This window comes from Paenibacillus sp. NPDC058367 (assembly GCF_042723305.1).
Taxonomy (GTDB): domain Bacteria; phylum Bacillota; class Bacilli; order Paenibacillales; family Paenibacillaceae; genus Paenibacillus_AQ.
Genome location: NZ_JBHXIZ010000003.1, coordinates 487336 through 513824, shown reverse-complemented (window position 1 = coordinate 513824; position 26489 = coordinate 487336). Strand labels below are relative to the sequence as shown.

Annotated in this window: 20 protein-coding genes; 18 read left to right on the top strand and 2 right to left on the bottom strand. The window is 44.0% G+C overall.

Annotated features, from left to right (window positions below; translation table 11 throughout):
- Positions 1-7 precede the first annotated feature (7 nt).
- The 8 genes from ACFWMP_RS19175 (at position 8) to ACFWMP_RS19140 (ending at position 11406) form a co-directional block, all read left to right on the top strand.
- Complete coding sequence (locus tag ACFWMP_RS19175) at positions 8-1390, top strand: MATE family efflux transporter (RefSeq protein WP_076300765.1); 1383 nt, start codon at positions 8-10, stop codon at positions 1388-1390.
- Between the two features lie 293 nt (positions 1391-1683).
- On the top strand, positions 1684-2583 hold the full coding sequence (locus ACFWMP_RS19170) for a carbohydrate ABC transporter permease (RefSeq protein WP_076284705.1): 900 nt from the start codon (positions 1684-1686) through the stop codon (positions 2581-2583).
- Positions 2584-2646: 63 nt separating this feature from the next.
- Positions 2647-3429 carry a carbohydrate ABC transporter permease gene (locus ACFWMP_RS19165; protein ID WP_283912227.1) on the top strand — a complete coding sequence of 261 codons (783 nt, stop codon included), beginning with the start codon at positions 2647-2649 and terminating at the stop codon, positions 3427-3429.
- 139 nt (positions 3430-3568) lie between these two features.
- On the top strand, positions 3569-4933 hold the full coding sequence (locus tag ACFWMP_RS19160; protein ID WP_076284704.1) for an ABC transporter substrate-binding protein: 1365 nt from the start codon (positions 3569-3571) through the stop codon (positions 4931-4933).
- A gap of 132 nt (positions 4934-5065) precedes the next feature.
- Positions 5066-6838 carry a cache domain-containing sensor histidine kinase gene (locus ACFWMP_RS19155; RefSeq protein ID WP_076300792.1) on the top strand — a complete coding sequence of 591 codons (1773 nt, stop codon included), beginning with the start codon at positions 5066-5068 and terminating at the stop codon, positions 6836-6838.
- Complete coding sequence (locus ACFWMP_RS19150) at positions 6813-8411, top strand: response regulator transcription factor (protein ID WP_042190710.1); 1599 nt, start codon at positions 6813-6815, stop codon at positions 8409-8411. The genes ACFWMP_RS19155 and ACFWMP_RS19150 overlap by 26 nt, the downstream gene beginning before the upstream one ends.
- A 24-nt stretch (positions 8412-8435) precedes the next feature.
- A complete protein-coding gene (locus ACFWMP_RS19145; RefSeq protein WP_379424491.1) occupies positions 8436-10310 on the top strand; it encodes a DUF2264 domain-containing protein in 1875 nt (624 codons plus the stop codon).
- Positions 10291-11406, top strand: coding sequence for a glycoside hydrolase family 88 protein (locus ACFWMP_RS19140; protein ID WP_379424490.1), 1116 nt, complete (start codon positions 10291-10293; stop codon positions 11404-11406). Before ACFWMP_RS19145 ends, ACFWMP_RS19140 begins: the two co-directional genes overlap by 20 nt.
- 175 nt (positions 11407-11581) lie before the next feature.
- On the opposite strand, the gene ACFWMP_RS19135 is transcribed toward ACFWMP_RS19140, so the two are convergent.
- Positions 11582-12592, bottom strand: coding sequence for a LacI family DNA-binding transcriptional regulator (locus ACFWMP_RS19135; protein ID WP_076284701.1), 1011 nt, complete (start codon positions 12590-12592; stop codon positions 11582-11584).
- Positions 12593-12937: 345 nt separating this feature from the next.
- Here ACFWMP_RS19135 and ACFWMP_RS19130 point away from each other — a divergent pair, with 345 nt between their 5' ends.
- From ACFWMP_RS19130 to ACFWMP_RS19090, 9 genes are all read left to right on the top strand, one after another.
- Complete coding sequence (locus tag ACFWMP_RS19130; protein WP_379424489.1) at positions 12938-14251, top strand: ABC transporter substrate-binding protein; 1314 nt, start codon at positions 12938-12940, stop codon at positions 14249-14251.
- 2 nt (positions 14252-14253) lie between these two features.
- Positions 14254-15132, top strand: coding sequence for a carbohydrate ABC transporter permease (locus ACFWMP_RS19125; protein ID WP_188114673.1), 879 nt, complete (start codon positions 14254-14256; stop codon positions 15130-15132).
- Positions 15119-15958 carry a carbohydrate ABC transporter permease gene (locus ACFWMP_RS19120; RefSeq protein ID WP_379424488.1) on the top strand — a complete coding sequence of 280 codons (840 nt, stop codon included), beginning with the start codon at positions 15119-15121 and terminating at the stop codon, positions 15956-15958. The genes ACFWMP_RS19125 and ACFWMP_RS19120 overlap by 14 nt, the downstream gene beginning before the upstream one ends.
- 23 nt (positions 15959-15981) lie before the next feature.
- On the top strand, positions 15982-17637 hold the full coding sequence (locus ACFWMP_RS19115; protein WP_379424487.1) for an alpha-glucosidase: 1656 nt from the start codon (positions 15982-15984) through the stop codon (positions 17635-17637).
- Positions 17638-17654: 17 nt separating this feature from the next.
- On the top strand, positions 17655-18599 hold the full coding sequence (locus ACFWMP_RS19110; RefSeq protein WP_379424486.1) for an MTP-1 family protein: 945 nt from the start codon (positions 17655-17657) through the stop codon (positions 18597-18599).
- A gap of 36 nt (positions 18600-18635) precedes the next feature.
- The gene (locus tag ACFWMP_RS19105) at positions 18636-19697 is read left to right on the top strand and encodes a BtaManbiosPhlase (RefSeq protein ID WP_379424485.1); all 1062 of its coding nucleotides are present in this window, start codon (positions 18636-18638) and stop codon (positions 19695-19697) included.
- Positions 19698-19763: 66 nt separating this feature from the next.
- Positions 19764-22313, top strand: a complete 2550-nt coding sequence (locus ACFWMP_RS19100; protein WP_379424600.1) for a beta-mannosidase — start codon at positions 19764-19766, stop codon at positions 22311-22313.
- A 31-nt stretch (positions 22314-22344) separates the two neighbouring features.
- Positions 22345-23358, top strand: a complete 1014-nt coding sequence (locus ACFWMP_RS19095; RefSeq protein WP_379424484.1) for a zinc-dependent alcohol dehydrogenase family protein — start codon at positions 22345-22347, stop codon at positions 23356-23358.
- A 285-nt stretch (positions 23359-23643) separates the two neighbouring features.
- Positions 23644-24315: a response regulator transcription factor gene (locus ACFWMP_RS19090; protein ID WP_379424483.1), complete on the top strand. Its 672-nt coding sequence runs from the start codon at positions 23644-23646 to the stop codon at positions 24313-24315.
- Between the two features lies 1 nt (position 24316).
- On the opposite strand, the gene ACFWMP_RS19085 is transcribed toward ACFWMP_RS19090, so the two are convergent.
- Positions 24317-25771 carry a hypothetical protein gene (locus ACFWMP_RS19085; RefSeq protein ID WP_379424482.1) on the bottom strand — a complete coding sequence of 485 codons (1455 nt, stop codon included), beginning with the start codon at positions 25769-25771 and terminating at the stop codon, positions 24317-24319.
- A gap of 84 nt (positions 25772-25855) precedes the next feature.
- Here ACFWMP_RS19085 and ACFWMP_RS19080 point away from each other — a divergent pair, with 84 nt between their 5' ends.
- Positions 25856-26488, top strand: a complete 633-nt coding sequence (locus ACFWMP_RS19080; protein WP_379424481.1) for a DedA family protein — start codon at positions 25856-25858, stop codon at positions 26486-26488.
- Position 26489: the final 1 nt, after the last annotated feature.

Sequence of the window (26489 nt, the reverse complement as noted above, 5' to 3'; positions counted from 1 at the left end):
GTTAATCATGGAAACAGAAGTCTCCAATCAATATTATTTAGAATCGGCGCCGATCAAGAAGGCAATTGCTCATTTATCCATTCCTATGATGATCGGGATGTCTGTTGGTACCATCTATAATGTAATCAATGCTTATTTCATTGGCTTACTCCACAATACTAGTATGCTGACTGCCATTACGCTGGGTCTACCCATCTTCACAGTCCTTATGGCCTTTGGGAATATGCTTGGCGTAGGTGGCGGAACATTTATTACAAGGCTCGCGGGGCAAAAGGATACGGAGAAGGGAAAGAAGGTTGCCGGATACACTTTTTATGGAAGCATTATAGTGGGTATTCTTATTGCTCTAATAGCGATGTTAGCGATTGATCCAATTACGCGATTACTAGGCGCAGATGCTGCTACTCTAGACTTTACTAAGGCTTATGCTTTGACCCTTTTTGTCGGTGGATTTGCCATTGTGCTTAATTTTGCCTTGGAACAGCTAGTCCGTTCCGAAGGTGCCTCCAAAGAATCGATGTACGGTATCTTTATTAGTACGGCTTTAAGTTTAATTTTTGATCCACTCTTTATTCTTGTGCTGAAATGGCATGTGGCAGGTGCTGCGTTGGCGATGGTTTTAGCGAATGTGGGTTCCGCGATTTATTATGTCTATTTTTTAGAAACGAAAAGTGAGCATTTAAGAGGATTTTTGAAGCATTTCAAGATATCTGTTCGAGATCAATTAGAAGTATACAAAATAGGTGTATCAGAGTTATTGCAATTTAGTTTTGTGATTGTGAGCACGCTTTTGTTAAATAACTTCGCGATTCAATATGGAGAAAATGTGGTTGCCGGATTTGGTGTGGCCTTAAGAATTGTGCAAGTTCCGGAGTTCTTATCAATGGGCTTATTCTTAGGTTTGATTCCGCTATTTGCGTTTAACTTTGCTAGTCAAAATATGGCGAGACTTAAATCAACAATTAAACATGCTTTTGCCTATATCGGAGGTATTGCTTTTGTCTTTGTAGGTCTAGTGTTTCTGTTTAGAGGAACGATCCTGCACTTCTTCTCTAATGACCCTTCAGTGTTAAGTATGGGAACTTATATTTTGGTAGCCATGCTGATTTCTGCTTTATTTAATGGATTTACAGGTTTGTTTATGAGTATTTTTCAAGCGACAGGACAGGGAGTACCAACCAACATTATGGCCATCACACAAGGCGTATTGTTTATCCCTATGATTATCGTGTTACATTCTGTTTTTGGACTTCATGGCGTGATCTGGTCAATGACCATAACAGAAGTTATAACGAGCTTAATGGGCGTCATCTTGTTTGTGATTTTTAGTAAGAAGCTGAAAAGCACGGGTGGGGATGGAAAAGGTGTTGTAGAGGTTGCGTCCGTGTAAAACGATCTTTACTTTACGTGGAAAAATAGAAATGTAGTGGATGGCGGGAGCTTGGCTCGCGCTTTTTTTGCAAATATAAGAAAATATAAGTTTTACAATATACTTTATGTCTTATATTTCTCGCATAAACGCCTTTGGCGTCCTTATAAGGACGCCAAAGGCGTTTATGCTTGGTTGTCTAGAAAACTTCGCAACTAAAGGATCGGTAAAATTAGTTCCAAAATGAACAATTCTAGTTCTTATGATTACGGCTTACTTTTTCTACAATTATGGATAAGTAAAGGAGGAGAACTATGATACGAAAATTTCATCTTAAAATGGATACGCGCGAAGCAATCGCTGGGTATTTATTCGTCGCTCCACTGATGTTGGGGCTGATCATCTTGACGTTGATCCCAGTGCTGGGCTCACTGCTGTTAAGCTTCACGAACTGGAACTTTGTGGCTGGGTTAGGGGGGATTAAGTTCGCGGGCATGGATAATTTCATAAGGCTGTTTCATGATGATGCTTTTATGAAAAGCTTGCTGAACAATCTGCTCTTTATTATCACAGTACCGGTTACGATCATCGTTGCTCTGCTGTTAGCGATCCTGATTGATAAACAGGTGTTCCTGAAGGACTTGTTTAAAGTGATTTACTTCCTTCCCTACATCTCGAGTGTAGTTGCCATCGCTATGGTTTGGCAGGTAATGTTTCATCCCTCATTAGGACCTGTCAATCAATTCCTGATGTCACTGGGTTGGAGTAATCCGCCAAAATGGTTAGCTGATATCCATTATGCTTTGCCGTCGCTTATGTTGATCCAGATTTGGATTCAGCTCGGTTACAATATTATTATTTTTATCGCTGGGTTACAGAGTATTCCGAAGGACCTTTATGAAGCAGCTGATATTGATGGGGCTAATAGCTGGCGGAAATTCCGCAATATCACGGTTCCCTGCATTTCGCCAACTACCTTTTTCCTGCTGGTTACAGGGGTCATTGGTTCATTTAAAATCTTCGATCTGATTCAAGTACTGACACAGGGTGGACCGGCCAACTCCACGACCGTTATCGTTTATGAGCTATATGACACCGCCTTCAATCAATTGAAGACTGGTTATGCCTCTAGCATGGCACTTGTACTGTTCCTCATCTGCCTAATCATTACAGCCCTGCAGATGTTAGCGCAAAAAAAATGGGTCAATTATTAAAGGCAGAAAGGAGAAATTACAGTGAGAAAAGAGCTTCTATCCAGAACCATCTGGACAATCGCAATGGGCCTGCTAGGCATCGCATTTCTTTTACCATTTCTATGGATGTTGTCCACTTCCTTTAAACTGGAGAAAGATGTATTTAACTTTCCAATTCAATGGTTGCCACAGCAGTGGAACCTCATTGAAAATTATAAACAGGTTTGGTCGGGTGACTTCGCTCGCTATTATGGAAATTCCATTTATATTACGCTAGCCACGACTATAATTAATGTGCTGATATGCGCACTGGCTGCTTATGGGTTCTCCAAGCTGCGTTTTCCGGGTAGAGATGCGATGTTTGTAGTTGTATTGGCCCTTTACATGGTTCCTCCGCAGGCTTCGCTGGTTCCACAGTTTCTACTATTTAACTGGCTGAATCTGATTGATACGCATTTAGGATTGATCTTAATTAACAGCTTTAGTATTATCGGTGCGTTTATGCTCAAGCAATTTTTTATGGGGGTAAACAACGAGTATCTTGAATCGGCGCGGATGGATGGAGCAGGTCATTTTCGTTCTTTTCTACAAATTGCATTTCCGCTGATCCGTCCCGCTGTAGCTACTTATGCTATTCTGCGTTTTATCTGGACCTGGAACGACTATCAGTACCCACTCATTTTTTTGAAATCTAAAGAGCTGTTTACTATTCAGTTAGGTATTCGGTTGTTTGGGGACCAATACGGGGATGTTTATTCCCTCATGATGGCTGGTGCGGTATCTGCAATTCTGCCACTGCTGATTATTTTTGCTCTCGGTCAGAAGCAGGTTATTGAGGGAATTGCCCTCGGAGGCGTGAAAGGATAATAAAAGTCAAAATAGTTTCTCTTCGGTAGAATATGAGAACTTTCCTCGTCTATCCTGCATGTTAGGATGTTCTTGTAAGCAGTTACATAGCTTTGGCTGTAAAGCGAGGTATACCCAACACATTTATAGGAGGGTCTATATGAAAAAGAAATTATTATCCGTGCTTATGATCACATCTATGGCGTTGTCATTGGCCGCTTGCGGTGGAAATGCGAAAACAAATAATGCAGGAGCAACAGATGCGCCTGATGCTGGTGGAAATAAGGAGCCTGCAGCAGAGAAGGTTACGCTGAAGCTGAGTACCTGGCAGACGGAAGCTAAAGCGAAGTGGAGTACGATTATCGCAGAGTTTGAGAAGGCGCATCCCGACATTCATGTAGAAGTGGATCTACTGAATGAAAAAGGCGATTCAGTAGCCTCTATGCAGAAACTGGATTTGATGGCCGCTGCAAGTGACCCGCTGGATATTGTCGAACTGCCGTATACCAACTATTCGCAGCGAGCAGATATCGGTGTGTTAGCGCCGATGGACGAATATATTCAGAAAGAAGGGTATAAGCTCTCCGATGAATATCTAGTGGACACTACGGTCAATGGCAAAGTCTATGCGTTACCGTCATCTATGCAGCGCTGGTTCGTGCTTCTTAACAAAGAAATGCTAGATGAGGCTGGTCTGCCGGTTCCGACCGACTGGACTTGGGCGGATTTCGAAGAGTATGCCAAGAAATTGACCAAGGGTGAGGGCGCAACGAAGCGTTTTGGCGCCTATCTGCACAATTGGCCAGATTATTTCCAACTCCAGCTGATGAGTAAACCTGAGGATAATACTTTTCTAAAATCTGACGGAACCTCCAATGCCCTGGACCCGCAATTTAAGGCTAATCTGCAGATGATGAAGAAAATGATGTACGAAGATAAGAGTGCTACTCCTTACGAGGATATTATTTCGCAGAAGCTTGCCTACCGGAATCAGTATTTTAATGGTTTAGCAGCGATGCTTCCGATGGGTGACTGGATGGTTGCGGAATCGGGTGGTACGGATGCCATTCCAGCAACCTTCGTTACCGCGTTTGCGCCGATCCCTCGACTGGATAGTGAGAGCAAACATTACTCACCTGTTCAGCCAACCTATATGGGGATCGCTGCTAAATCCAAGCATAAGGAAGCTGCTTACACCTTTGTACGCTGGTATACCTCAGAAGGACTGGAAATTGGCGGACGTGTCTTCTCTGGCTGGGCGAAATCGGATACGAACAAATTGGTGGATACGATTGTGAGTGGTTCTAAGGATCCATCTATGATTGATGTTGATTCCCTGAAATATACGATGGAGAATTCGGCACCTGGTGCGACGCAAGTTCCGGCTAAATATGCGGATGAAGCTAAGAACAACGTTATTCCAGAAGCGGAAATGTATCTCCTTGGCCAACAGGATCTGGATGTCACCGTTACCAATATCGATAAGAAAATTTCGGAAGTCGTTCAGAACAACAGCGGAAAGTAGGCGGAGACTGATTGTACGCTTCCCCAAGGGGGCTTATAATGTGGGGGCAGGAAAGCATTTCTGCCTCCTGCTCCAAATTTAAAACAGATATGGGGCCTGTCATCCGTGTTTAGAAAGCATCAATCACTTCGAATGAAACTTGTCTGGTCTTCAATGATTTGCGTACTGATCCCGCTAGTCTGCATTTACATGGTTACAGATTATTTAACCCGGGATCTGATTCTGGAGAAGGCCGTTGGCAGCGCAAGAGAATCTCTCAATGCGTCCAGTGCCAATATGAATGCCATTTTTGAACAAACGCTGGAGCAGTCCAATTTTGTGCTTCAGAACAGCGAAATCAGGCAGATGATGTCTGCTGTTCCAGAGTCGCTGCATTCAGCGAAAGAGATCATCCAGTATAACCGTATGTCGCGGATGCTGGATGATATGTTCGTTCTTTCAGAGTATTTGAAAGTGACACTGATCGGTAAGAATGGATTTATTTATACGAGTTATCCTTATAGCGACTTTAATCCGAAAACCTTTTATAGCGAGCGTTGGATGTCACTATTGAAACAAACTCAGCCGATTTCGACTTTCTGGAGAGCGGAGCACGACACCTACTACAACTATTCTGATAAGGGCTCAGCCAATTGGGTAACTATTGCGAGACCTATACAATCGACCTCCAGCAGCACGATCGGATATATGATTATCAACATCAATGAGCGTAAACTCCGCCCTTATCTGAACAATGACAATGGCAAAGAGATGATGCTTTTGGATGACAAGGGAACTGTAGTCTCACATGCTGATCCAGCCCGAATTGGTGAAACAATGACGTGGTGGAAAAAGGAAGGTCGGCTTGATACTGTCGAGATCAGTGGGGAGAAATTTTTGTATGTTGACCAGGAGCTGAGCAGCAACAGATGGCAGATGGTGAGCATTATCCCTATGAAGGCGGCATTGTCAAAGAATAAACAGATTTTATTTATCAGCTTAGCCGTGCAAATTCTATTCTTTACCTTCTTTTCCGTTCTCTTAACCGTTCTAATCTCTAAGCTGACTCAGCCCATCGTGAAATTAAGTGCTTTTGTAAAGCGAATAGGTCGTGGTCAATTGGACGAACGTTCGCTAATCCGTGGGAATAATGAGGCGGCTCAACTGGCTCGTACCATCGACCAAATGCTAGATCGAATCGAGTCGATGATTGAACAAATCACCTATGAGCAAACAGGAAAAAGAAAAGCTGAACTGGAAATGCTGCAGGCACAGATCAATCCGCACTTTATGTTTAATCTGTTGAATTCGATCCGGTTAAATATTCTGATGCAAGGAGACAAGGAGAACGCCGAGTTGATTGGTTCGTTGTCGTCTTTGCTCCGTATGACCTTTAACAGAGACAATGAGTTTATCCCGCTTCGTGAGGAGACAGATACGATATCTCATTATGTGACTTTGATGAATTTTCGTCATGCCAATCAGGTCAGGCTGGAAATGAATTTAGCAGACGGAACTGCTGAAGCACTGGTGCCTCGGTTTATGATTCAGCCTATGATCGAAAATGCCATCATCCATGGTTTTGAGCAGTTTGGTGGTGAGATCTTTATTGAAGCTCGTATTATTGCAACTACAGGAACCTTGGTTATCACCATTAAGGATAATGGTATCGGAATGTCACAGGAGAATTTAAAAAGACTTCGTGAAACCGCATACAGTAGTGAGCAAATTGCAGAAGAGGACAGAAAAGGATTCTCCGGCATAGGCTTACGTAATGTGGCCCAACGCCTCAGTATGATTTATGGTGCTTCATTTAAGTTGAATATATCAAGCGAACCTGATGTGGGTACGGAGATTTGTTTGGAGTTTCCACTGAACTACGGAAAGGTGGGTATAGAGAATGCTGACGGCAATTTTGGTGGATGATGACTATCCGGTTATCCGTTATTTGTCGCAGGCCGTGTCATGGAGTGAGCTCGGGATTGAACTCACCGGATGTTATTATAGCGGTCTTGAGGCTTGGGAAAAAGCACGGCAGAATCCACCGGATCTGATTATCACCGATATTGGCATGCCTAAGATGAACGGACTGGAGATGCTTGAGAAATTCAGAGCGATGAAGCCCGGAATTCGTGCGATTATTCTGTCCTGCCACAACGAGTTCAAATACGCTCAGCAGGCGCTGAAATTAAACGTAGGAGAATATATTTTAAAAGAATCACTGAATATCGAGCAGCTGGAACATGCACTCAGAACACTTGTGAAGGAAGTGGGTCTGAACAGGCAGCAGCATACCGAGATGCAGGTATATAAGCAAAAGCAATCACAAAACCGTGCTGCGCTAAAAGAAAAGTTTCTAAAAGATACGTTATACCAATCTTGGGACAAGGTAGCTTGGATCGAGCAAGCCCGGTCAAACGGAATTATGATCCATGCCAAGACCTACATTCCAATGCTTATAGTGATTGACCGTCCAGAGGAAGCCTCACGGGTGCGGCGTATGAGTGAATATACGATTTCTTTTGCCGTCGAGAATATTATGCAGGAAGTGCTTGAGGCTGATCACAGTTTATTTATTTCGAGATACAGCCATAAGGAGATTGTTATTCTTTTCTGCAGCGATCAGTCTTCCAGAGACCACCAAGCGATCTATCATTCCATTCAAAATGCAGCCTCTGCGGTACAGAAATATCTCAAGCTGTCTGTCTCCTGCATATTTGGTGCTGAGGCACGCAGTCCTGAGGAAATTCGCGGAACACTGCAGCGGATGTTAAAGGAGAAGATCCAGCGGTTTTATTTTCCAGCAGCGGGCATCCATCGTTTTGAAGAGATTAGCTTTTCGCGGGATGATATTTATGCCGAATATGGAAGTCTGTACGCTGTTATTAATGATGATATTGCCCTGAATAGGGAAACAGAGCTTCGTGTTCATGTAAAGGAATGGCGAGAATGGGTGGCAACGCAAAAGTTTCATCCAAATGAAGTTAAGGAATGTGTTCTCCGGTTGCTGATGGACTTGCAATTGAAGACGAAACAGCTGTTGCAGTCTCCATTGCCTATGGCGGAAGAAAAGCTGTTTAGCGTGGTGAGTGACATTGATACCCTCGAGCATTTGGAAGAGTGGTTAGTTCAGTACTTGGAAGAATTAGCGCGGAAAATAAGTATATTCTCTATTAAGTCCAAACGGAGCGAGGTTATTAAAGCCCAGCAGTTCGTGATCAGTCATGTAACGGAGAAAATAACGCTGGAGGACATGGCTGGACGCCTGAACTTGAATGCCAGCTATTTCAGCCGCTTGTTCAAACGGGAAACAAACCAGAATTTCATCGAATACGTAAACATGCTAAAGCTCCAGAAGGCAAAAGAGCTGCTTAATCAGTCTGGAAAGACTGTGGAAGAGATCTCCGAGTATCTGGGATATGCCAACAAAAGTTATTTTATCAAGCTGTTTAAACGGGAAATGGGCATGAGGCCCAGTGAATATGCGGCTTGGCATTAAGTTTGGATTGGAGGAACCATTACTGTGGAACTGAAGGGTACTAAAAATGAATTACAAATGTTCTTAAATGACCTATATGCTCCGCTGGAGAGTCGATTTACTTCTGGATGTGCAGGAATCGATATGGGAGCTACAGGATCAATATACAATGAAGCTACCGCGCTTATGGAAGCCTTCGCTCGTCCGTTATGGGGGCTTGTTCCCCATGCCAGCGGGGGAGGGGAGAGTGCGCTTTGGCCGAAGTTCCTCGAGGGGATCGTCAATGGGACTGACCCTGAACATGAAGAATACTGGGGTGAATTCTCAACCAAAGACCAGCGTATGGTGGAACAGGCTGTGCTGGGACTGGGGCTTGCTCTTGCGCCGCATAAGCTGTGGGAGCCGCTGAGTGATGTTCAGAAAATGCAGGTATATAACTGGTTGAACCAGATCAATCATGTGGATCGTTCGAACCCGAATAACTGGCTGATGTTCACGGTTCTTGTGAATGTGGGCTTTAAGAAAGTCGGATTGCCCTACGATCAAGAGATAATGAATCATTATTTGGAGAAGATTGATACCTACTACTTGAGTGATGGCTGGTATTCCGACGGGCTGACCGATCAGAGAGACTATTATATTGCTTTTGCTATGCATTATTATACGCTGATATATGCTAAATTGATGGCGGATGATGATCCTCAGAGGGCTGCAGTTTACCGGGAAAGATCCGCGCAATTTGCCAAAGATTTTATGTATTGGTTTGCTGAGGACGGAAGTGCGATTCCTTTCGGACGTAGTCTGACCTATCGTTTTGCGCAGGTCTCTTTCTGGAGTGCGCTGGTGTATGCTGAGGTCCTTCCTTTTTCATATGGCGTTCTCAAAGGAATTATAATGCGTCATTTTCGTTGGTGGTTTGAGAAGCCTATTATGGGAATAGACGGATTACTAAGTATCGGATATGCGTACCCGAATCTGGTAATGACGGAGAACTACAATGCCCCCGGATCACCGTATTGGGCCTTTAAAGCTATGCTTATTCTTGCCTTACCGGACGATCATCCTTTTTGGCAAGCGGAAGAAGAACCACTGCCTGTATTGAAAGATCAACTGCCGCTTCAAGAGGCGCGTATGCTGGTGAGTCGTCCAGAAGGAAATAAGCATGTTATTGCCTATACCTCTGGTCAGATGGCTAACTTTGATATGGCCCATAGCGCAGCTAAATATTCCAAGTTTGCTTACTCCACGCTGTTCGGATTCAGTGTGCCGAAGGCGGGTTATGGCTTAGTTCAAGGCGCTTACGACTCTACATTAGCATTGTGTGAATGCGATGAGCATTACCGGGTACGCAGATTCTGCGAGACGTGGGAAATTGGAGAGAATTATGTATATTCACGCTGGCATCCCTGGAGCGATGTACATGTGAAGACATGGATTATTCCAGCGGGTCTGTGGCATGTCCGTATTCACAGCATTCACAGCGCCCGGTGTCTCGACGTAGCGGAGGGTGGATTTGCCATTGGCCAGTCTGCTGGCTTCTCACGCAGTGATCGGGAAACCATTCATGTATCTAACACTGCTGTCTCGGTGCAATTGCCTTGGGGAATCAGTGCCATACATATGCTAAGCGGTTTTGATCGGGGAGAATGCGTGCTACCCGAACCGAATACTAATCTGCTGAAGCCTCGGACGTTTCTTCCGAGCTTGATCTCCAGATTGGAGCCGGGAGATCAGGTATTAATATCTGCAGTCTTCGGAGCTACGAATACCCCAGAGAACCAGGAGAGTCTGTCATCACCGCCGATTATTCAGCGGCAGTCGGACGGAAGGATTGTTATCTACGATCCTCGTAACCAAGCAGTACTTCATACGGTTGATTTATCGGAAAGGAGAGACAAAGATGTGGACAACGGCAATTGAGGATGCTATTCGCAAGATCGAGAGTAATATCGCGGGCCATCCGGGCAAACTGCCTCATATCGCTGAGGGGCAACAATACGAATGGGGAGACAATGATGATTGGATAGAGGGATTCTATGTTGGTATGATGTGGCTTGCTTATGAATATAGCAAAGATTCATTCTATAAGGAGGCGGCAGCTTCTTGGTTAGGAGACTTTAAGCATCGTCTGGATCATCACATCGCCCTGGACCATCATGATATTGGCTTTTTGTACTCACTGACTGCAGTAGCAGAGTGGAAAATAACAGGCAGCGAAGAAGCCCGAGCTGTCGGTCTACAGGCTGCGGATACACTATGCAAGCGCTGGCGTGAAAACGCTGGAATCCTCCAGGCCTGGGGTTTAGAGAGTGACCCCGAGAATGCGGGACGTATCATTATTGACTGCTTGATGAATTTGCCTCTGCTGTTCTGGGCTGCGGAGGAAACGGGGGACAATCGCTATTATGATATAGCACTCGAACATGCGTTAAAGAGCCGGAAATTTCTTGTGCGTGGGGATGCTTCCTCTTATCATACTTTTTACTTTGATCCAGCTACAGGAAGTGCAATTCGTGGAGGAACACATCAAGGCTATGAGGATGGATCGACCTGGACACGTGGTCAAGCGTGGGGAATATACGGATTTGCCCTGGCTTATCGTTATACACGAGAGGAAGACTTTCTTAATACCTCTAAAAGTCTGGCTCATTACTTTATCAGCTATCTTCCAGAGGATAGTGTGGCGTATTGGGATTTTGATGTGCCGGTGGAAGCGAGTACCCCTCGCGACAGCTCGGCTTCAGCCATTGCGGCTTCCGGTCTTTTGGAGCTGCTGGATCTTCTGGACGCAGATGACCCGGATCGTGCTATTTATGAAGCAGCCTTACTCCGCAGCATGAAATCCTTAGCGGAACATTATGCGACATCCGGAAATCCGGAGGCGGAGGGGCTTCTAAAGCATGGTTCCTATCATGTCAGAGGTGGACGTGTGCCTGATGGCCATATGATTTGGGGAGACTATTATTATTTGGAAGCGCTGATCCGCATGCAGTCCGGAATCCGAGGATATTGGTAGTAGGGTGAATGGAACAACGGTCCATTCACGTAGTGACCACAACGAGCGTCAACATACATCCTAATCTGAAAGTAAAGGGAGAGTTCCACAGCCATTTCATGGCTCGTGTGACCCTCCCTTTTTGTGATGCGCGTGTATTTATTCTCCATACAACATTCCTGTCTATATGAACTGATTATGTATTTGGATGTTGTGTGGATTCCCGAATGATCAGATGGGTAGGAAGGAGAACTTCTATAAAAGGCTCCTCGGGATGATCAATGCGCCAGAAGAGTTGTTCTATAGCTTTTCGTCCAAAGTAAGACAAATCTACATCCATCGTTGTAGTCAAAGGAGTTGTTATCCGTGATAACTGTCCATTATCAAAGCTCACAATAGATACATCTTGGGGGATCTGATACCCAAGCTTGTACATCACGGAATTGATCAAGAACCCAAAGCCGTCATTGACACAGAACCAAGCCGTAGGCTGCTTATCCAACTTTTGTACAGCGTTGAACACATCATCCATTTCTTCAATGGCACGATCGAACACCCATATTGGGTTGTATTCAATGGCAGATTGGTATAGAGCCAGGCGATAACCTTCTAAACGCTCGTAATAGCTTGGTGAGAATTGAATATTGCCGATGAAGCCAATACGGGTATGTCCCAATTCAATTAAATGCTGCACCGCTGTATAAGCGGCATAACGATTATTGGTGAGAATACTATCGGCCTTAAGATCAGGGTGATGGTGGTCAATTAACACGGTGGGAATCCCTGTGCCCGTCACTGCTTGAATATATGGGGTCGTAATATGGGACAGAATCAAGATTCCTTCTACGGAAGGATCAAATAATATAGGAGGCAGAATCAATTGTTCGGAAGCGTGATGATCAATAGATTGAATAACCATACGCTTATTTCGCTTCGCTGCTTCCTTCTCAATACTCAAATAAATTTCTCCAAAAAAGTTACGTTTGGAAAATGCAAATTCTGATGCCAAAATGACAAAGGTTCCAGCTTCTTCTTCTGTGCTTTTGCGCCCTCGCGAATAGGTGTAACCCATTTCATTCGCAGTATCGATAATTAATTGTCTCGTTTCCTCACTCACACCGTCTTTACCGGACAGAGCCTGAGAAACAGAGTTCTTCGATATATTCAATCGATCGGCGATATCTTGCATTGTTACCTTCACCTTCATGCGAAGATACGTCCTTTCTAATTAGAAGTGTAATGAATATTCTTCCATACTGTCTCTCATAATACTAAAGATTATGCTGTAAAACTACATTACAACTATAAATTATTTTAACATTACAAAACATTTAAGTAAAGTTAATTTGTAATGTGATTAATTGTGTCTTTTTCATTAATACTCGAATAATAGGTTGACATTTTCGCTAAAAACTATAATAATAGCAATTGTAACGCTTACAAAGCCGCTTACAGGTATATATTCATCTAATTTTGTAACGTTACAAAATTATATCTAGGAATTACAAAATGCTGCACTGATGTGCATCGATACTCAGGGAGGGTTTATTTTATGAAGAAGAAGCTTGCAGTAATGCTTGCACTTACGCTTGTATTCACGATTCTTGCCGGTTGTGGATCAAAGAGCAGTAATTCAGGCACTTCAGCAGATGGAGTAACAACTATTGAGTTCTGGGCTGCACCTAACCCGACTCAACAAGCATATTGGCAGAAAATCGCCAAAGAGTATGAGACTGTTAACCCTAAGGTGAAAATTAACGTAAGTGCGATCAAGGAGTCCCCTACTTCTGAGGCAAGTATTCAAGCCGCAATCGCGGGTGGAAGCGCTCCGACGATGACTGAGAACATTAGCCGTGGTTTTGCAGCACAACTTGCAAACAGTAAAGCGTTAGTTCCATTGGATACGATTGCTGGCTTCAATGATATTGTGACAAAACGTAATATGACCAAAACGATTGAGCCTTGGGAATTTGCCGATGGCCATCAATATGTTCTTCCAATCTACTCCAATGCAATGTTGTTCGGATGGAGAACGGATATTTTGAAAGAAGCTGGTGTGAACGAAGTTCCAAGAACATACAGTGAAGTGATTGAGGCAACGAAAAAATTAAAAGCAAAATACCCAGATAAATATCTTTGGGCGAAACCTGACTTAGCAGACCCTACCTCTTGGAAAAGATGGTTCGACTTCTTTATGCTGTACAATGCCGCTTCAGACGGCAACAAATTCATTGAAGGCAGCCAATTTGTTGGCGATGAAAAAGCTGGTGTAGACGTTCTTACTTTTGTGGACAATCTTCGTAAGGAGAAAGGGCTGTTGTCTCAGAATGTAACAGAACCTTTTGAAAATGGAGTGGGCGTATTTACGGATGTAGGACCTTGGACATTCAGCACATGGGCTGAGAAATATCCAGAGCTTCAGTACAAGGAGAACTTTGAAGTAACATTGCCTCCTGTTCCTGACGGTATGGATCCAGCGAATGCAAAAACATTTGCGGATGCTAAAGGAATTGTTATCTATGCATCGGCAAGTCCAGAGCAACAAGCTGCTGCAATAGAATTCATCAAGTGGGTATATTCGGATGACAAAAACGATGTTGCCTTTTTCCAAGAAACTAACTTGCCTCCAGCACGTGATGATGTAGGTACAAATGAAGTGTTTAAACCAGTATTTGAAAAAACGCCTGTATTGCAAGAGTATGCAAAAGCAATCCCGAATGCTGTTCCATCCATGGACAATCCGAAATTCAACGAATTGCAAACCTTTATTGGTCAAGAGGCCTTTAACAAAATCGTTCGTGGTGAGATTGATCCAAAAACGGGTTGGGACAATATGAAGAAGGCGATTGAAGGGGAACTTCAATAATGATTGAAAAAAATAATAATCGGTTAGGCTGGCTTTTTGCCAGCCCTTACCTTATTTTTTCGACTGTGTTTTTCTTGGGCCCGCTTATTTGGTCTCTATATTTGTCTTTTACTAACTGGGACTTGATTTCACCGACTTATGATTTTGTAGGATTCAAGAATTTTACCAAAGCATTAGGCACACCAGGGGTAAGATCGGCATTTTGGGTAACGTACAAATTTATGATCGTATTTGTACCGATTGTCACAGCCATGTCGCTTTTTGTAGCGGTAATTGTAAAAGGCTTACCTAAATTAAAAACCGTATTTCTTATTGGATTCTTCTTGCCTTACCTATCCTCAGGGGTTGTTGCATCCCTTATTGTTAAAGGCTTTTTGTCACATACAAGTCCTGTTCAGACGTTTCTAAGGGATCGGTTAGGTCTTGATATTGACTGGCTCGGGGGATCTTTCTCGGCATTGTTCGTCGTTGCGATGATTATGGCTTGGAAATTTACAGGTTACTATGCGTTAATTCTTACTTCAGGTTTAGAGAGCATTGATCAGGAAGTATATGAAGCAGCGGCAATTGATGGCGTGAAGGACAGCCAAAGGTTCTGGAAAATTACCTTGCCTTTGCTTTACCCTGCGATTTATACAACCTTAATTTTATCCTTTGGTGCAACATTCGGTATCTTTACTGAGGTCTACCAATTAACAGGCGGCGGACCGAACTATGCAACGAATACATGGCAAATGGAAATATACAGTCAGGCATTTAAGAACCTGCAGGCAGGTTACGCATCAGCTATCGCGATTATGGCTGCGGTTGCGACATTTATATCTATATTCGTAATCCGAAAAATTCTGGAAATGTGGGGTAAGCGCAATGGTTGGGTCTAATTCAAACATCAAGCTCCGGCTGTCGATCCGCTATCTGATTGCGATCGTACTGCTCGTGATTATGGTATTCCCCTATTTATATATGGTATTGAACTCACTTGCAGATTGGTCACAGGTAGACCGGAAGCTGATACCGACGAAATTTACGCTGCGCTCGTATCAATGGCTCTTTACAGGTGGTGAGACCGGGATTACAAGACCATGGATTCACGCCTTCTTTAACAGTGTGTTCGTTTCCCTGGTATCTACAGCCTTAATGATGATGTTCGCGATTATGGTCGCTTATGCGTTGGCGAAGCTGAAATTCCGCGGGAGAGACTCTATTAACAACTTTGTGTTGTTTCATATGTTCTTTCCGGCAATCATTCTGATCATCCCTAACTTTTTGATTATTCAAAAAGTAGGACTGTTCGATACGTATTGGGCGCTCATTATTCCCAAGGCGATGAGTTTATGGGGGATCTTCATGTACACCAACTTCTTTAAGGCGGTACCCGACGCTTTCATTGAAGCTGCCAAGCTGGATGGGGCATCCGATTTCAAAATCCTGTATAAGATTATGATGCCGATGTCGAAGTCCATTACGACCGTTGTATTCCTATTCCTGCTAATGGAACGCTGGACAGAGCTCCTATGGGATATGATCGTCATCCGAAGTGACGGCATGTTAACATTGAACGTTTTATTATCTCAGATGTTCGGTCCGTATCAATCGTATCCGGGTCCGATGTATGCCGGTGCAGTGATGCTCACCTTGCCAATCATTATTTTGTTCATTATTTTCGGCAAGAAGTTCCAGGAAGGCATGCAATTTAACTTGAAATAGGTCTGCACAGGAGGGGTTATCGGTTGGAACAGCCTTGGTGGAAAGGGACGGTATTCTATGAAGTGTATATGCCAAGCTTCTGTGATAGTAACGGGGATGGGATTGGTGATTTCGGCGGTCTTACTTCCAAGCTGGATTATTTGCGGGAACTTGGCATCGGAGGGATTTGGCTAACGCCGTTCTATAAGTCTCCAAAAGTAGATAACGGGTATGACATTGCAGATTATTGTCAGATTGATCCAGACTTTGGAACGATGGAAGATTTCGAACGGTTTATTCAGGAAGCGAAGGCTCGCGGGATCAGAGTGATTGCCGATCTTGTCCTGAATCATACGTCTTCAGAGCATGCATGGTTCAAGGAATCCCGATCTTCAAGGACGAACCCGAAGCGGGATTGGTACATTTGGAAGGATGCTGTGAACGGCGGCGTACCTAATAACTGGGAATCGTTTTTTGGTGGAACCGCGTGGGAATGGGATGCTGCAACAGAACAGTATTACTATCATGGGTTTGCGAAAGAACAGGTCGATTTGAACTGGGCGAATCCCGAAGTTAAAGAAGCGATGAAGGATGTTATGGCTTATTGGCTGGGCAAAGGCGTAAGTGGCTTCCGGTTAGATGTTATCAACTTCTTATCGGTGTCCGATCAATTCCTGGATAACCCGATGGATGAAGTAACGGGTGAGCAGAAGCATGTACATGATCAGAATCAAGATGGAATTATGGATGCCATCAAGGAAATTAGCAGGTTTGTTCATGCGCATAGCGGAATGTTCATGGTAGGTGAAGTCGGCTCTGAAGATATGGACATGCTGAAGCGTTACAGCGGAACGGGTAAGTTTGATGTGGTCTTTAACTTTAATCTGGGAAGCCAGAAGGAATTTAGTCCAGAGAATTTGTTCGCCGAGCTTAAGATGATGGAGCAGGTACACCGTGAGGATCAGATTCCAACGTTATTCTTCGGCAGTCATGATATGGATCGCGTGATTTCGCGTTTTGGCGAAGGGGACGCGGAGATTGAGGAAGAACGGGCCCGCCTTATGGCAACGCTGGCCTTGACCGCAAAAGGGGTACCTTTCCTATATTTCGGTGAAGAGATTGGGATGCGGAATTTCGTAGCCCATAAGCTGGAAGATATGCGGGACATCCAAGGATTGAAGGCATATGAAATCGCACTACAGCGGGGGATAACCCGGGCGGAAGCCCTGAAAATTGCGAATGCAAAGGGAAGAGATGCGTCTCGCTCACCAATGCAATGGAACGCAAGTCCACATGGCGGGTTTACGTCAGGAACACCATGGATTGGCATGGGCCCAAATTATCAGCAATTAAACGTGGAGTCCGAATGCAATCAACCGAATTCATTATTACATTATTATAAAAAGCTTCTCCACTTGCGCAATACACAGGATGTATTTCAATTCGGGGATTATGACGTGCTGGAACGCAGAGGCAATCTTATTTTATATGTAAGAACATTGAAAGAAACCAATACCAGAGCGCTCGTAGCCTTGAATTACGATAATCAGAGCATACAGATTGATCCTAGTGAGCTGCTGGATGGGCAAGCAACTAATATATTATCAAGCCGCCGAGACATAGTGAGCGGTACAGACTTGGTAACTCTGTTGCCGAATGAAGCCGCAATATGGATGCGTGCGCCGCTATTATTTGACTAGAGAGGAATTTTATTATTATGAAACTGCTCAAGAATGCTGTGAAGACATGTGAACAACTGCTCATGGAATACGCGATGAAAGACGTATCCGTAACCAATACACAGAAATTAACATTCACAGGTGTAGATCATAAAGATGTCTACAATATTACAGCTCCATTCCAAGATGAGGGTGAGTGGGTGATTGCGGGTCGGGTTGAATCCCGTGACAGCGAGCATTCCGATGTCGTTTTTTTTGTCGAACGTGATGGACAATGGGTACCCCGTGAAGGAGCGCCTACCCTTGAACTTCAAGATCCTTTTTTCACGAAAATTAATGGCGAATTGATAGTTGGAGGCGTTCAAATTTATCCGCATCCGGTAAAGGCTGATGCCTTAATGTGGCGTACAGTATTCTACCGCGGGAAGAACATCGCGAGCTTAGAACCATTCTTTAAAGGACCGGATGGCATGAAAGATCTGCGCCTAGTGGATCTGAAAGATAGCATCGGAGTACTGACCCGCCCTCAAGGAGATAAAGGAGGACGCGGTAAAATCGGCTTTACCCGCATTGCATCGTTAGAAGCGTTATCCATTCCATTGATCGAAGAAACACCGTTATTGGATGGACAGTTTGTTGATGAAGAGTGGGGTGGTGCGAATGAAGCACACTTGCTAAAGAACGGACTGCTCGGTGTTCTTGGGCATATCGCATCTTTTGATGATGCGGGCGATCGTCACTATTACCCGATGGTATTCGCTATCGATCCGGCAACAGGTGAGTACTCGGATATTCAATTAATTGCTGTACGCAATCAGTTCTTGCCAGGCGTTGCCAAACGTCCTGATTTGGAGGATGTCGTGTTCAGCGGCGGGCTCGTACGTCATGAGGACGGTACAGCTAATATATATGCAGGAATCAGCGATGCGGAAGCACAACAAGCAACAATTCCTGATCCTTTTGCTCAATTTGAAATTTTATAAGTATGAAATCCATTTGGTTAAGGGAGTTATTACAACATGAAAATCTATCGTTATGAACAAAATCCACTTATTACACCGGCTGACATTAAACCGTATCACGATGACTTTGAAGTGATTGGTGCATTTAATGCCGGTATTGCTAGCTATAATGGTGAAATATTAATGTTTCTCCGTGTAGCAGAACGCCCAATTAGCAAGGATCCAAAAATTGTGAAAGCTCCGATTTATAATCCGGAGACCAATGAATTGGATATTTTGGATCTGAATACAGATGATGAGCGCTTCGACTTCTCTGATCCGCGTGTGATTAAGAATAAATCCGCTAGTGCTACATTTCAGTACTTGACTTCATTATCTTATATCCGAATCGCTCGAAGTAAGGATGGACATCATTTTACGGTGGATGAGAAGCCATTTGTGTACCCTTCCAATTCACTGGAGACCTTCGGGGTAGAAGATCCTCGGGTAACCCAAATTGGGGATACCTACTATATTTATTTCTCGGCAGTCTCCCCTGTGGGCGTTGGAGAATCACTGGTATCAACCAAAGATTTCGTGAATGTAACTCACCACGGCATGATCTTTGGGCCGGATAATAAAGACGTATTGATTTTCCCGGAGAAAATTAACGGCAAATATTATGCATTGCACCGTCCAACAACGAAAAGTACGGGAGATCCGGAAATATGGATCGCAGAATCGGACAACTTATTATATTGGGGTAACCATAAGCATCTGATCGGTTTGCGTGAGGGGATGTGGGATAGCGGCCGGATTGGCGGCGGTGCGGTTCCATTCAAGACCGATAAAGGCTGGCTGGAGCTGTATCACGGAGCCACGCTGGAACATCGTTATTGCATGGGAGCAGTCTTGTTAGATCTAAATGATCCCTCGAAGGTGATTGCGCGCTCCAATGCTCCTATCATGGAGCCGGAAGCGGATTATGAGAAGAACGGATTCTTCGGCGATGTTGTATTCTCTTGCGGTGCACTCGTGGAAGGCGATGTTGTTAAAATGTATTACGGAGTCGCGGATACATCAATGGCTTGCGCAGAACTTAGTGTACAAGAAATTTTAGATAGCTTGATATACGTATAACAATAAACGTCAAAACCGAAGTGGTTTTGGCGTTTTAATTTGGGAGAGAGGATGAAGAAAATGAACATTAAATTAACTGAAAACTGGAAACTTCGTGATTTTCATGTGGGGGAAGCCCGGGATCTTGAAGTTGCATCGCCAGAGTTTATTGATTATTTCTGGATGACCACAACAGTGCCCGGTGACATCCATACGACGCTTCGGGAGAAAGGCATTATTGATGATCCTTTCTTTGGCCACCAAGATCAGAAATGCCGTTGGATTGAAGAAAAGGTATGGTGGTATCGTACGGTCTTTTCATACGATTCTGATCTTAAACCTGGTGAGAAGATGGAGCTATTATTCGAAGGGTTAGATACCTATGCAACCGTATATCTCAACGGCGTGGAGCTTGGATCAACAGATAATATGTTCATTAGCCATTCATTTGATGTAACCCGTGAATTAAATAAGGGGAAAAATACGCTTGCCGTAAAATTTGATCCTATTCATGTACACGCAGGCGATAAAGTCCAATATTATTGGTCGGGCTATAGTAAGAAGCGGATTTGGACACGTAAAGCGCAGAGTCATTTTGGCTGGGACTGGGGTCCGCGTCTGGTCTGTGCAGGCATATGGAAAGAGGTACAGTTGATCAAACGGCGTCATGCACATTTAGATCATGTGTTTGCTCGTACAACCTCGATAGAGGGTCAAGTAGGTGTTGTTGATGTGGATTTATGCGCACATGCCTTTGATCGCGGATGTTCGTATACGGCGCGTGTGGAACTATTGGACGGGACGGAGCGTGTTGCGGAAGCGAATGTCGCTTTGGACAGAGCTTCAGGGATTGCAGTTGACGGGGCGATTACAGCGCGTACGCTTCATCATTCAGTTACCTTGCAGGTGATGGATCCAAAGTTATGGTGGACCCATGATCTAGGAACGCCTTTCTTATATCATCTACTCGTTACGTTATTTGCTGATGGAGAGCTAATAGATACCTATGAGCAGCCATTTGGGATTCGAAAGATCGAATTGATGCAGCTGGATGAAGAAGGGCGCCATGCTTTCACTTTTGTATTGAACGGCGTAAAAGTTTTTGCTAAAGGTGCTAATTGGGTCCCTATTGATAGCTTTATTGCGACCGTGCCAGACAGCCGCTATGCACATCTGCTTCAGATGGCCAAGGATGCCAATATGAATATGATTCGCGCTTGGGGTGGAGGCATTTATGAGCGGGATATTTTCTTTGATGAATGTGATCGGTTAGGAATTTTAATCTGGCAGGACTTCATGTTCGCTTGTGCGTTGTATCCAGATTACAATCGTAATTTCATGAATAATGTTCACCGTGAAATTGAGCAGGTCGTAAAACGTCTTCGCAGTCGTACGAGCCTTGCTTTATGGTGTGGGAATAACGAGAATGATTGGTTGTATGAGGCACTCTCCTCTAACGGCGAGATCACACATCCCTTTTATGGAGAAAAAATTTATCATGAGCTCATGCCCGCAGTACTAGAGCAACTCGATCCCACACGAACGTTTTGGCCTAGCTCGCCTTTTGGCGGCAATGATCACAATTCACGTGAGGTGGGCGATACCCATAACTGGCAAGTCTGGCATGGGAATAATGAGCCGCGTCAGTTTGGTGAACCGCAGACACAGGATTATAGTGTTGAAGGGATATCGTTCAAACGCTTCAAGTCAGACTTCACGAAATTCGCCAGTGAATTCGGGTTGCATGCCGCTTCCAATCGTTACACCTTAGCAAAGAACATGCCGGACAATCAGTTCTATTGGGATAGCGATGAAATGAAGTATCGTAATAAAGATGTCCATTATCCAAAGGGCATTATGCTCATGGAGGGTTATACAGGAGTTCCGAAGGATATCAATGAATATATTCAATTCTCGATGCTGACCCAGGCAGAGGGATTGAGGTATGGCATTGAGCATTACCGCCGTAATAAGCCGGATACAAGCGGGGCTTTATTCTGGCAGTTCAATGATTGCTGGCCGGGAACAAGCTGGTCTGTTATCGATTATTATGGTTTACCAAAGGCGAGCTACCACTATGCGCGTAAATTCTTTGCACCGGTACTCTTATGTGTAGATCATGATCCGAATGGACTGCTGCAGTTATGGGCTCTCAATGATCGCCGCGAAGCTTATCAGGATGAGGCGGAATTAACGATCTATCGGATGGATGGTACAATTGTATATCAGCGTGCATTCGACGTTACCGTTGATTCGAACAGTAAAGTTAATTTTGCCAAGTTAACTGAAGCTGAGGTACTGCAGCAACATAGCGCTTGCGAGGTTGTGGTCGTACTTCGTTCGAAGAAACGGTTAACAGAAGATTATGTACTTTATTTAAGAGACTATAAGGATATGGATTATCAACCCGCACATGTTCAGATCTCAGTGGATGAAGCGAAAGGACATATCCACTTGATCTCAGATCGCGTTGCCCGGATGGTGATGATCGAACTAGATGCACCCTGGGTGATTATGGACGATAATTTCTTTGATCTGATTCCGGGTGAGGAGAAGACGGTTCGTGTGCATCATGTGGATGCCGGGGCACTGCCTTGGGAGACTTTACGTGTAACGGCAATGAATGATGCGGGTTAACAAGAACTTGGATTTAAGGAGATGAGTTAAGATGAAGGCGGCTGTATTTCAAGGAACTGAGCACATTGAATTTAAGGACTGGGAAGCTCCGGCTGTTGGCTCCAAAGAAGTTAAACTTCGTGTGAAATGCTGCGGGATCTGTGGTACAGATCAGCATATTTATCATGGATACCCAGGGTCTGCGGAGGTGACAGCTCCGATTGTGTTAGGACATGAGCTTGCGGGCGAAATAGTGGCTGTAGGTAATGAGGTTACGACCTTACAAGTGGGGGACCGTGTATCGGTTGATCCGAACATCTATTGTGGAAACTGTTATTTTTGCCGGAATGGAAAAGTACATTTATGCGATAACTTGCAGGCTGTTGGAGTAACTCGTGACGGTGGCATGGGCGAGTATTGTGTTGTTCCTGTAGCGAACTGTTACTTGCTACCTGATGAAATGAGCTGGATCGAAGGGGCGATGATTGAACCTTTAGGTTGTGTACTTCACGGTTATAAGAAGCTGGATATCCGTAAGGCACACCAAGTCCTGATTATCGGCGGAGGTTTTATTGGTCAATTGTTCTTGCAGCTCGTCAAGGCTGCGGGTGTTAAAGGGATTATTGTCAGTGAGCCAGAAGTGTTCAAACATGACCGATTAGTCGAATTAGGTGCGGATGAAGCCGTATCTCCTGCAGCAGAAGGTGTGATGGAAGCTCTCCATCATCAATTTGATATTGTGATCGAATGTGTAGGCCGGGCGGATTCCATGGAGCTGGCGGTTAAGGCATCGCGTAAGGGTGGACAAGTCTTAATGTTTGGAGTTGCTTCCCCGGACACGTTGATTCAAGTCTCACCATTCGAAATTTTTACAAAAGAGTTGAACATCATGGGCTCTTTCATTAATCCATATACACATGAGGAATCGATTGCGTTAATTGAGAAGGGGATCGTTCAGATTGAGTCGTTGATTAGCCATCAGTTTTCGCTAAAAGATATACCGGAAATCATGGGCGAATATCCGAAACTGCGTGTTTCTAAAGGGATTATTGTGCACGAGAGGTAGTATTTAATTTTAAGTTTATACAAGCGGTGACTACTGGCTATTTCGCCAGGGGTCATCGCTTTTTTAAAATATAAGAATTTATATGTTCTACGTAATAAATCATCCTTATATTTCTCGCTTAAAAGCTTACCGTCCTTAAAGGGACGCCGAAGGCGTTTATGCTTGTGTGCTTTAAACCGTGCTCCTTTAGAAGGAGTTAATAAATATTTAATAGATAGCGAGTAGACTGGCAATACAGCCTCGAAAATTAAGTTTTAATATAGGTCGAACATGGAGAGGAAGCCTATGAATAAAATATTATTAATAGTAGAAGAGAAGCGTCTAGCTAGGGTTATGGAATTGGAATTGCGTCATGAATCGTATTCTATTACTGTTTCTCACGAAGGATTTAAGGGATTACAGTTAGCACTAGAAGAGGAATGGGACCTCATATTGCTTGATTTAATGATCCCTGGGCTAAGTGAAACGGAGTTGTGTAGTAGAATACGTGAGACTAAACAAACGCCAATCATAATCATTGCGGAAGAAGCGGGGCTCGCGGATAAAATCAGAGGTCTGGATAGCGGTGCGGATGACTACATTCTAAAGCCATTTGCTATGGAAGAGCTGCTGGCACGAATGAGATCGCTGTTAAGAAGGGCAGGCACTTTTAACACAGGACGGATGCTAATATTTCGCGATTTGGAGATAGACATTGACGGACGGGCGCTGAGAAAGAAGAAGATATTTGTTAATTTAACGAAACGGGAATTCGAAATACTATTAGTGCTAATGGAGAATAGAGGCAGAGTAATGACTCGGGAGATGCTGCTAGAAACCATATGGGGATATGATTCCGAGGTGGATGTTAAGGTAGTTGACGTGTATATCAGCTACCTTAGGAGTAAAATTGATGAGGTGGGACAGCCAAGTATTGTACAGACGATGCGCGGCCTAGGATATGTGATTCGAAAATAAGTTACTCCGTCGCTTTGAGGAGTGAGAAGACACTGCCATAGGTTCCTGAATAAACGGGTTGCCCGAATTTTTGTGCCCATTCATTGAATAGCTTATGTGAGACGCCATTGCTGGTAATTACATAATCGGGATGGTCATATTCTACAATTTCAGGGAGATATTCTGAGAATCCGTACATGGAACGCTCAAAAGCAGTCCAGCCGAGCACTCCAAGTGAAGCCTGCGTAACGAAGGGATCCTGTCTGCCATCACACAGCACATCACCACCTCGAAACATGACATACCCGGATGAACCGTAGCGAGCAAGAACTTTTGGACGAGTACCTTCAGGTGTATGCTGCATAATATAGTTCATTTCATCAACAGGATAATTATTTGCATCAATAACAGGGGGTGCAAAGAATATATACACAATATTTAGGAGTAGTCCTATCGCAAGCCAGAGTCGTAAGGTACTTTGACGGAACAGAACAACACCAGGTTTACGGAAGTAAGGAAGCGCATCAAAGAACACGGCCGCAAAATAAGGAATGAATAACCACATAAACAGGTTCTGCTTGAAGTTGGATACGCCGAGATAGAGTATCCCAAGCATTAGAAAGAAGCGGAATGGTTTACGTTGAAGTGCGAAAGGAAGCGTACAGGCAAAGAACAGAAGCAAGAGAAGAATGGGTAAATTATCCAAACTATTGAACTGAATAGGCTGCCATTCGTTGATCAGCAGGTTAAAGTTCTTTTTCGTAACCGTCAAAATAAATAAGAGGCTTGTTGCACCACCGGGATTTAAAAGGCCAGCTAACCAAACTAGAACAAAGACTGTGATTTTACGCCAATTGAGCGTTTTGTTAATCAAGGATTCTAGCAGAGCCATCCCTGTAAATACAGCAATTACAAGCCATACACCTGCATGAAAGTTGGCAATAGCTATAGAAAGAGCAACCATTGCAGCGGCGTATTTCTTATGAGCTACCATCTGGTATTCCCGTAAATAAACGAAGAACCAGACAATCATAAACGAGGAGATCATCTGCGGACGACCCTTGAAATAATTGTAGTAAATCCAGCAGGTGATTAGCAGTACAAAAGGGAGCATCAGCACATGGTCTTGTTGAAGTCCCAGCTCTTTGCGGGAAACCTTACCTAGCCGAAGCAAACCGAGTACTAAAAAGAACAAACACACAGCGGTCAAAATATACACCCCTGGCCATCCAAATGCAGCATAAAGCGGAGCGACGAGCAGCTGAAATCCAAATTCATGAGGGACATAGGGAAGCTCATCTCCGTAAAAAGTATGTATGGCATGATGCAGGATTTGTCCATGATCGATCATATATTGTCCCAGCTCAATATGCCAGAAGGTATCAGGATCGTTATAAGAGAATTTGGGAATCATCAGCAGAATAATAGCTATTACGAATAGACCATATAAAAACTTAGGTGCTTGTAATTTTTTCATTATGGTACTTCCCCCGGCTTTTTGTTTAATTATAGCGTTATATTCTTAAGGAACAGTAAAATTTATGAAGCGGAGTGAACACTCATGCATCAATTATTAACTTGGATATCTGAAACTGCGCTCCAACTTGTCAATACGATGGGAATTTGGGGCATATGGTTAGGGATGATCCTGGAGAGTGCCTGTATCCCCATTCCCAGTGAAGTTATAATGCTCAGCGGCGGCTGGCTGGTTGCGCAAGGCTCACTTACTTTTTTGGAAGTTGCTGTCGCTGGGATATTTGGGAATCTATTAGGTTCCGTCATTGCTTACTATATTGGGAAAGCCGGAGGTAGACGGTTATTAGAGAAATACGGTAAATATATCCTCATGAATGAGCATCATCTGGAGCAATCCGAGCGATGGTTCAAGCGTTATGGTGAGAGTACTGTGTTTTTTACACGTATGTTACCCTTTATCCGAACATTTATTTCACTACCCGCAGGGATTGCTGGAATGAAGGCATGGAAATTCATTGTATTTACAGCGCTGGGCTGTATCCCATGGAATCTAGCGTTAGTCTATCTAGGTTACCGATTAGGAGATAATTGGAGTATTGTGGAACAATATATACGTCCGATTAGTTATACCGTTTGCGGGATTGTGCTCCTCCTGCTCTTATGGTGGTTAGTACGGAGATATCGTATGATAAGCTCATCAAGAAACAAGAAGAGGTAGG

Excerpts from the sequence above, each read along its gene's own strand:
- ACFWMP_RS19175 (WP_076300765.1), top strand. The coding sequence starts at position 8 with ATGGAAACAGAAGTCTCCAATCAATATTATTTAGAATCGGCGCCGATC.
- ACFWMP_RS19170 (WP_076284705.1), top strand. The coding sequence starts at position 1,684 with ATGATACGAAAATTTCATCTTAAAATGGATACGCGCGAAGCAATCGCT.
- ACFWMP_RS19165 (WP_283912227.1), top strand. The coding sequence starts at position 2,647 with ATGGGCCTGCTAGGCATCGCATTTCTTTTACCATTTCTATGGATGTTG.
- ACFWMP_RS19160 (WP_076284704.1), top strand. The coding sequence starts at position 3,569 with ATGAAAAAGAAATTATTATCCGTGCTTATGATCACATCTATGGCGTTG.
- ACFWMP_RS19155 (WP_076300792.1), top strand. The coding sequence starts at position 5,066 with ATGAAACTTGTCTGGTCTTCAATGATTTGCGTACTGATCCCGCTAGTC.
- ACFWMP_RS19150 (WP_042190710.1), top strand. The coding sequence starts at position 6,813 with ATGCTGACGGCAATTTTGGTGGATGATGACTATCCGGTTATCCGTTAT.
- ACFWMP_RS19140 (WP_379424490.1), top strand. The coding sequence starts at position 10,291 with ATGTGGACAACGGCAATTGAGGATGCTATTCGCAAGATCGAGAGTAAT.
- ACFWMP_RS19135 (WP_076284701.1), bottom strand. The coding sequence starts at position 12,592 with ATGAAGGTGAAGGTAACAATGCAAGATATCGCCGATCGATTGAATATA.
- ACFWMP_RS19130 (WP_379424489.1), top strand. The coding sequence starts at position 12,938 with ATGAAGAAGAAGCTTGCAGTAATGCTTGCACTTACGCTTGTATTCACG.
- ACFWMP_RS19120 (WP_379424488.1), top strand. The coding sequence starts at position 15,119 with ATGGTTGGGTCTAATTCAAACATCAAGCTCCGGCTGTCGATCCGCTAT.
- ACFWMP_RS19110 (WP_379424486.1), top strand. The coding sequence starts at position 17,655 with ATGAAACTGCTCAAGAATGCTGTGAAGACATGTGAACAACTGCTCATG.
- ACFWMP_RS19105 (WP_379424485.1), top strand. The coding sequence starts at position 18,636 with ATGAAAATCTATCGTTATGAACAAAATCCACTTATTACACCGGCTGAC.
- ACFWMP_RS19095 (WP_379424484.1), top strand. The coding sequence starts at position 22,345 with ATGAAGGCGGCTGTATTTCAAGGAACTGAGCACATTGAATTTAAGGAC.
- ACFWMP_RS19090 (WP_379424483.1), top strand. The coding sequence starts at position 23,644 with ATGAATAAAATATTATTAATAGTAGAAGAGAAGCGTCTAGCTAGGGTT.
- ACFWMP_RS19085 (WP_379424482.1), bottom strand. The coding sequence starts at position 25,771 with ATGAAAAAATTACAAGCACCTAAGTTTTTATATGGTCTATTCGTAATA.
- ACFWMP_RS19080 (WP_379424481.1), top strand. The coding sequence starts at position 25,856 with ATGCATCAATTATTAACTTGGATATCTGAAACTGCGCTCCAACTTGTC.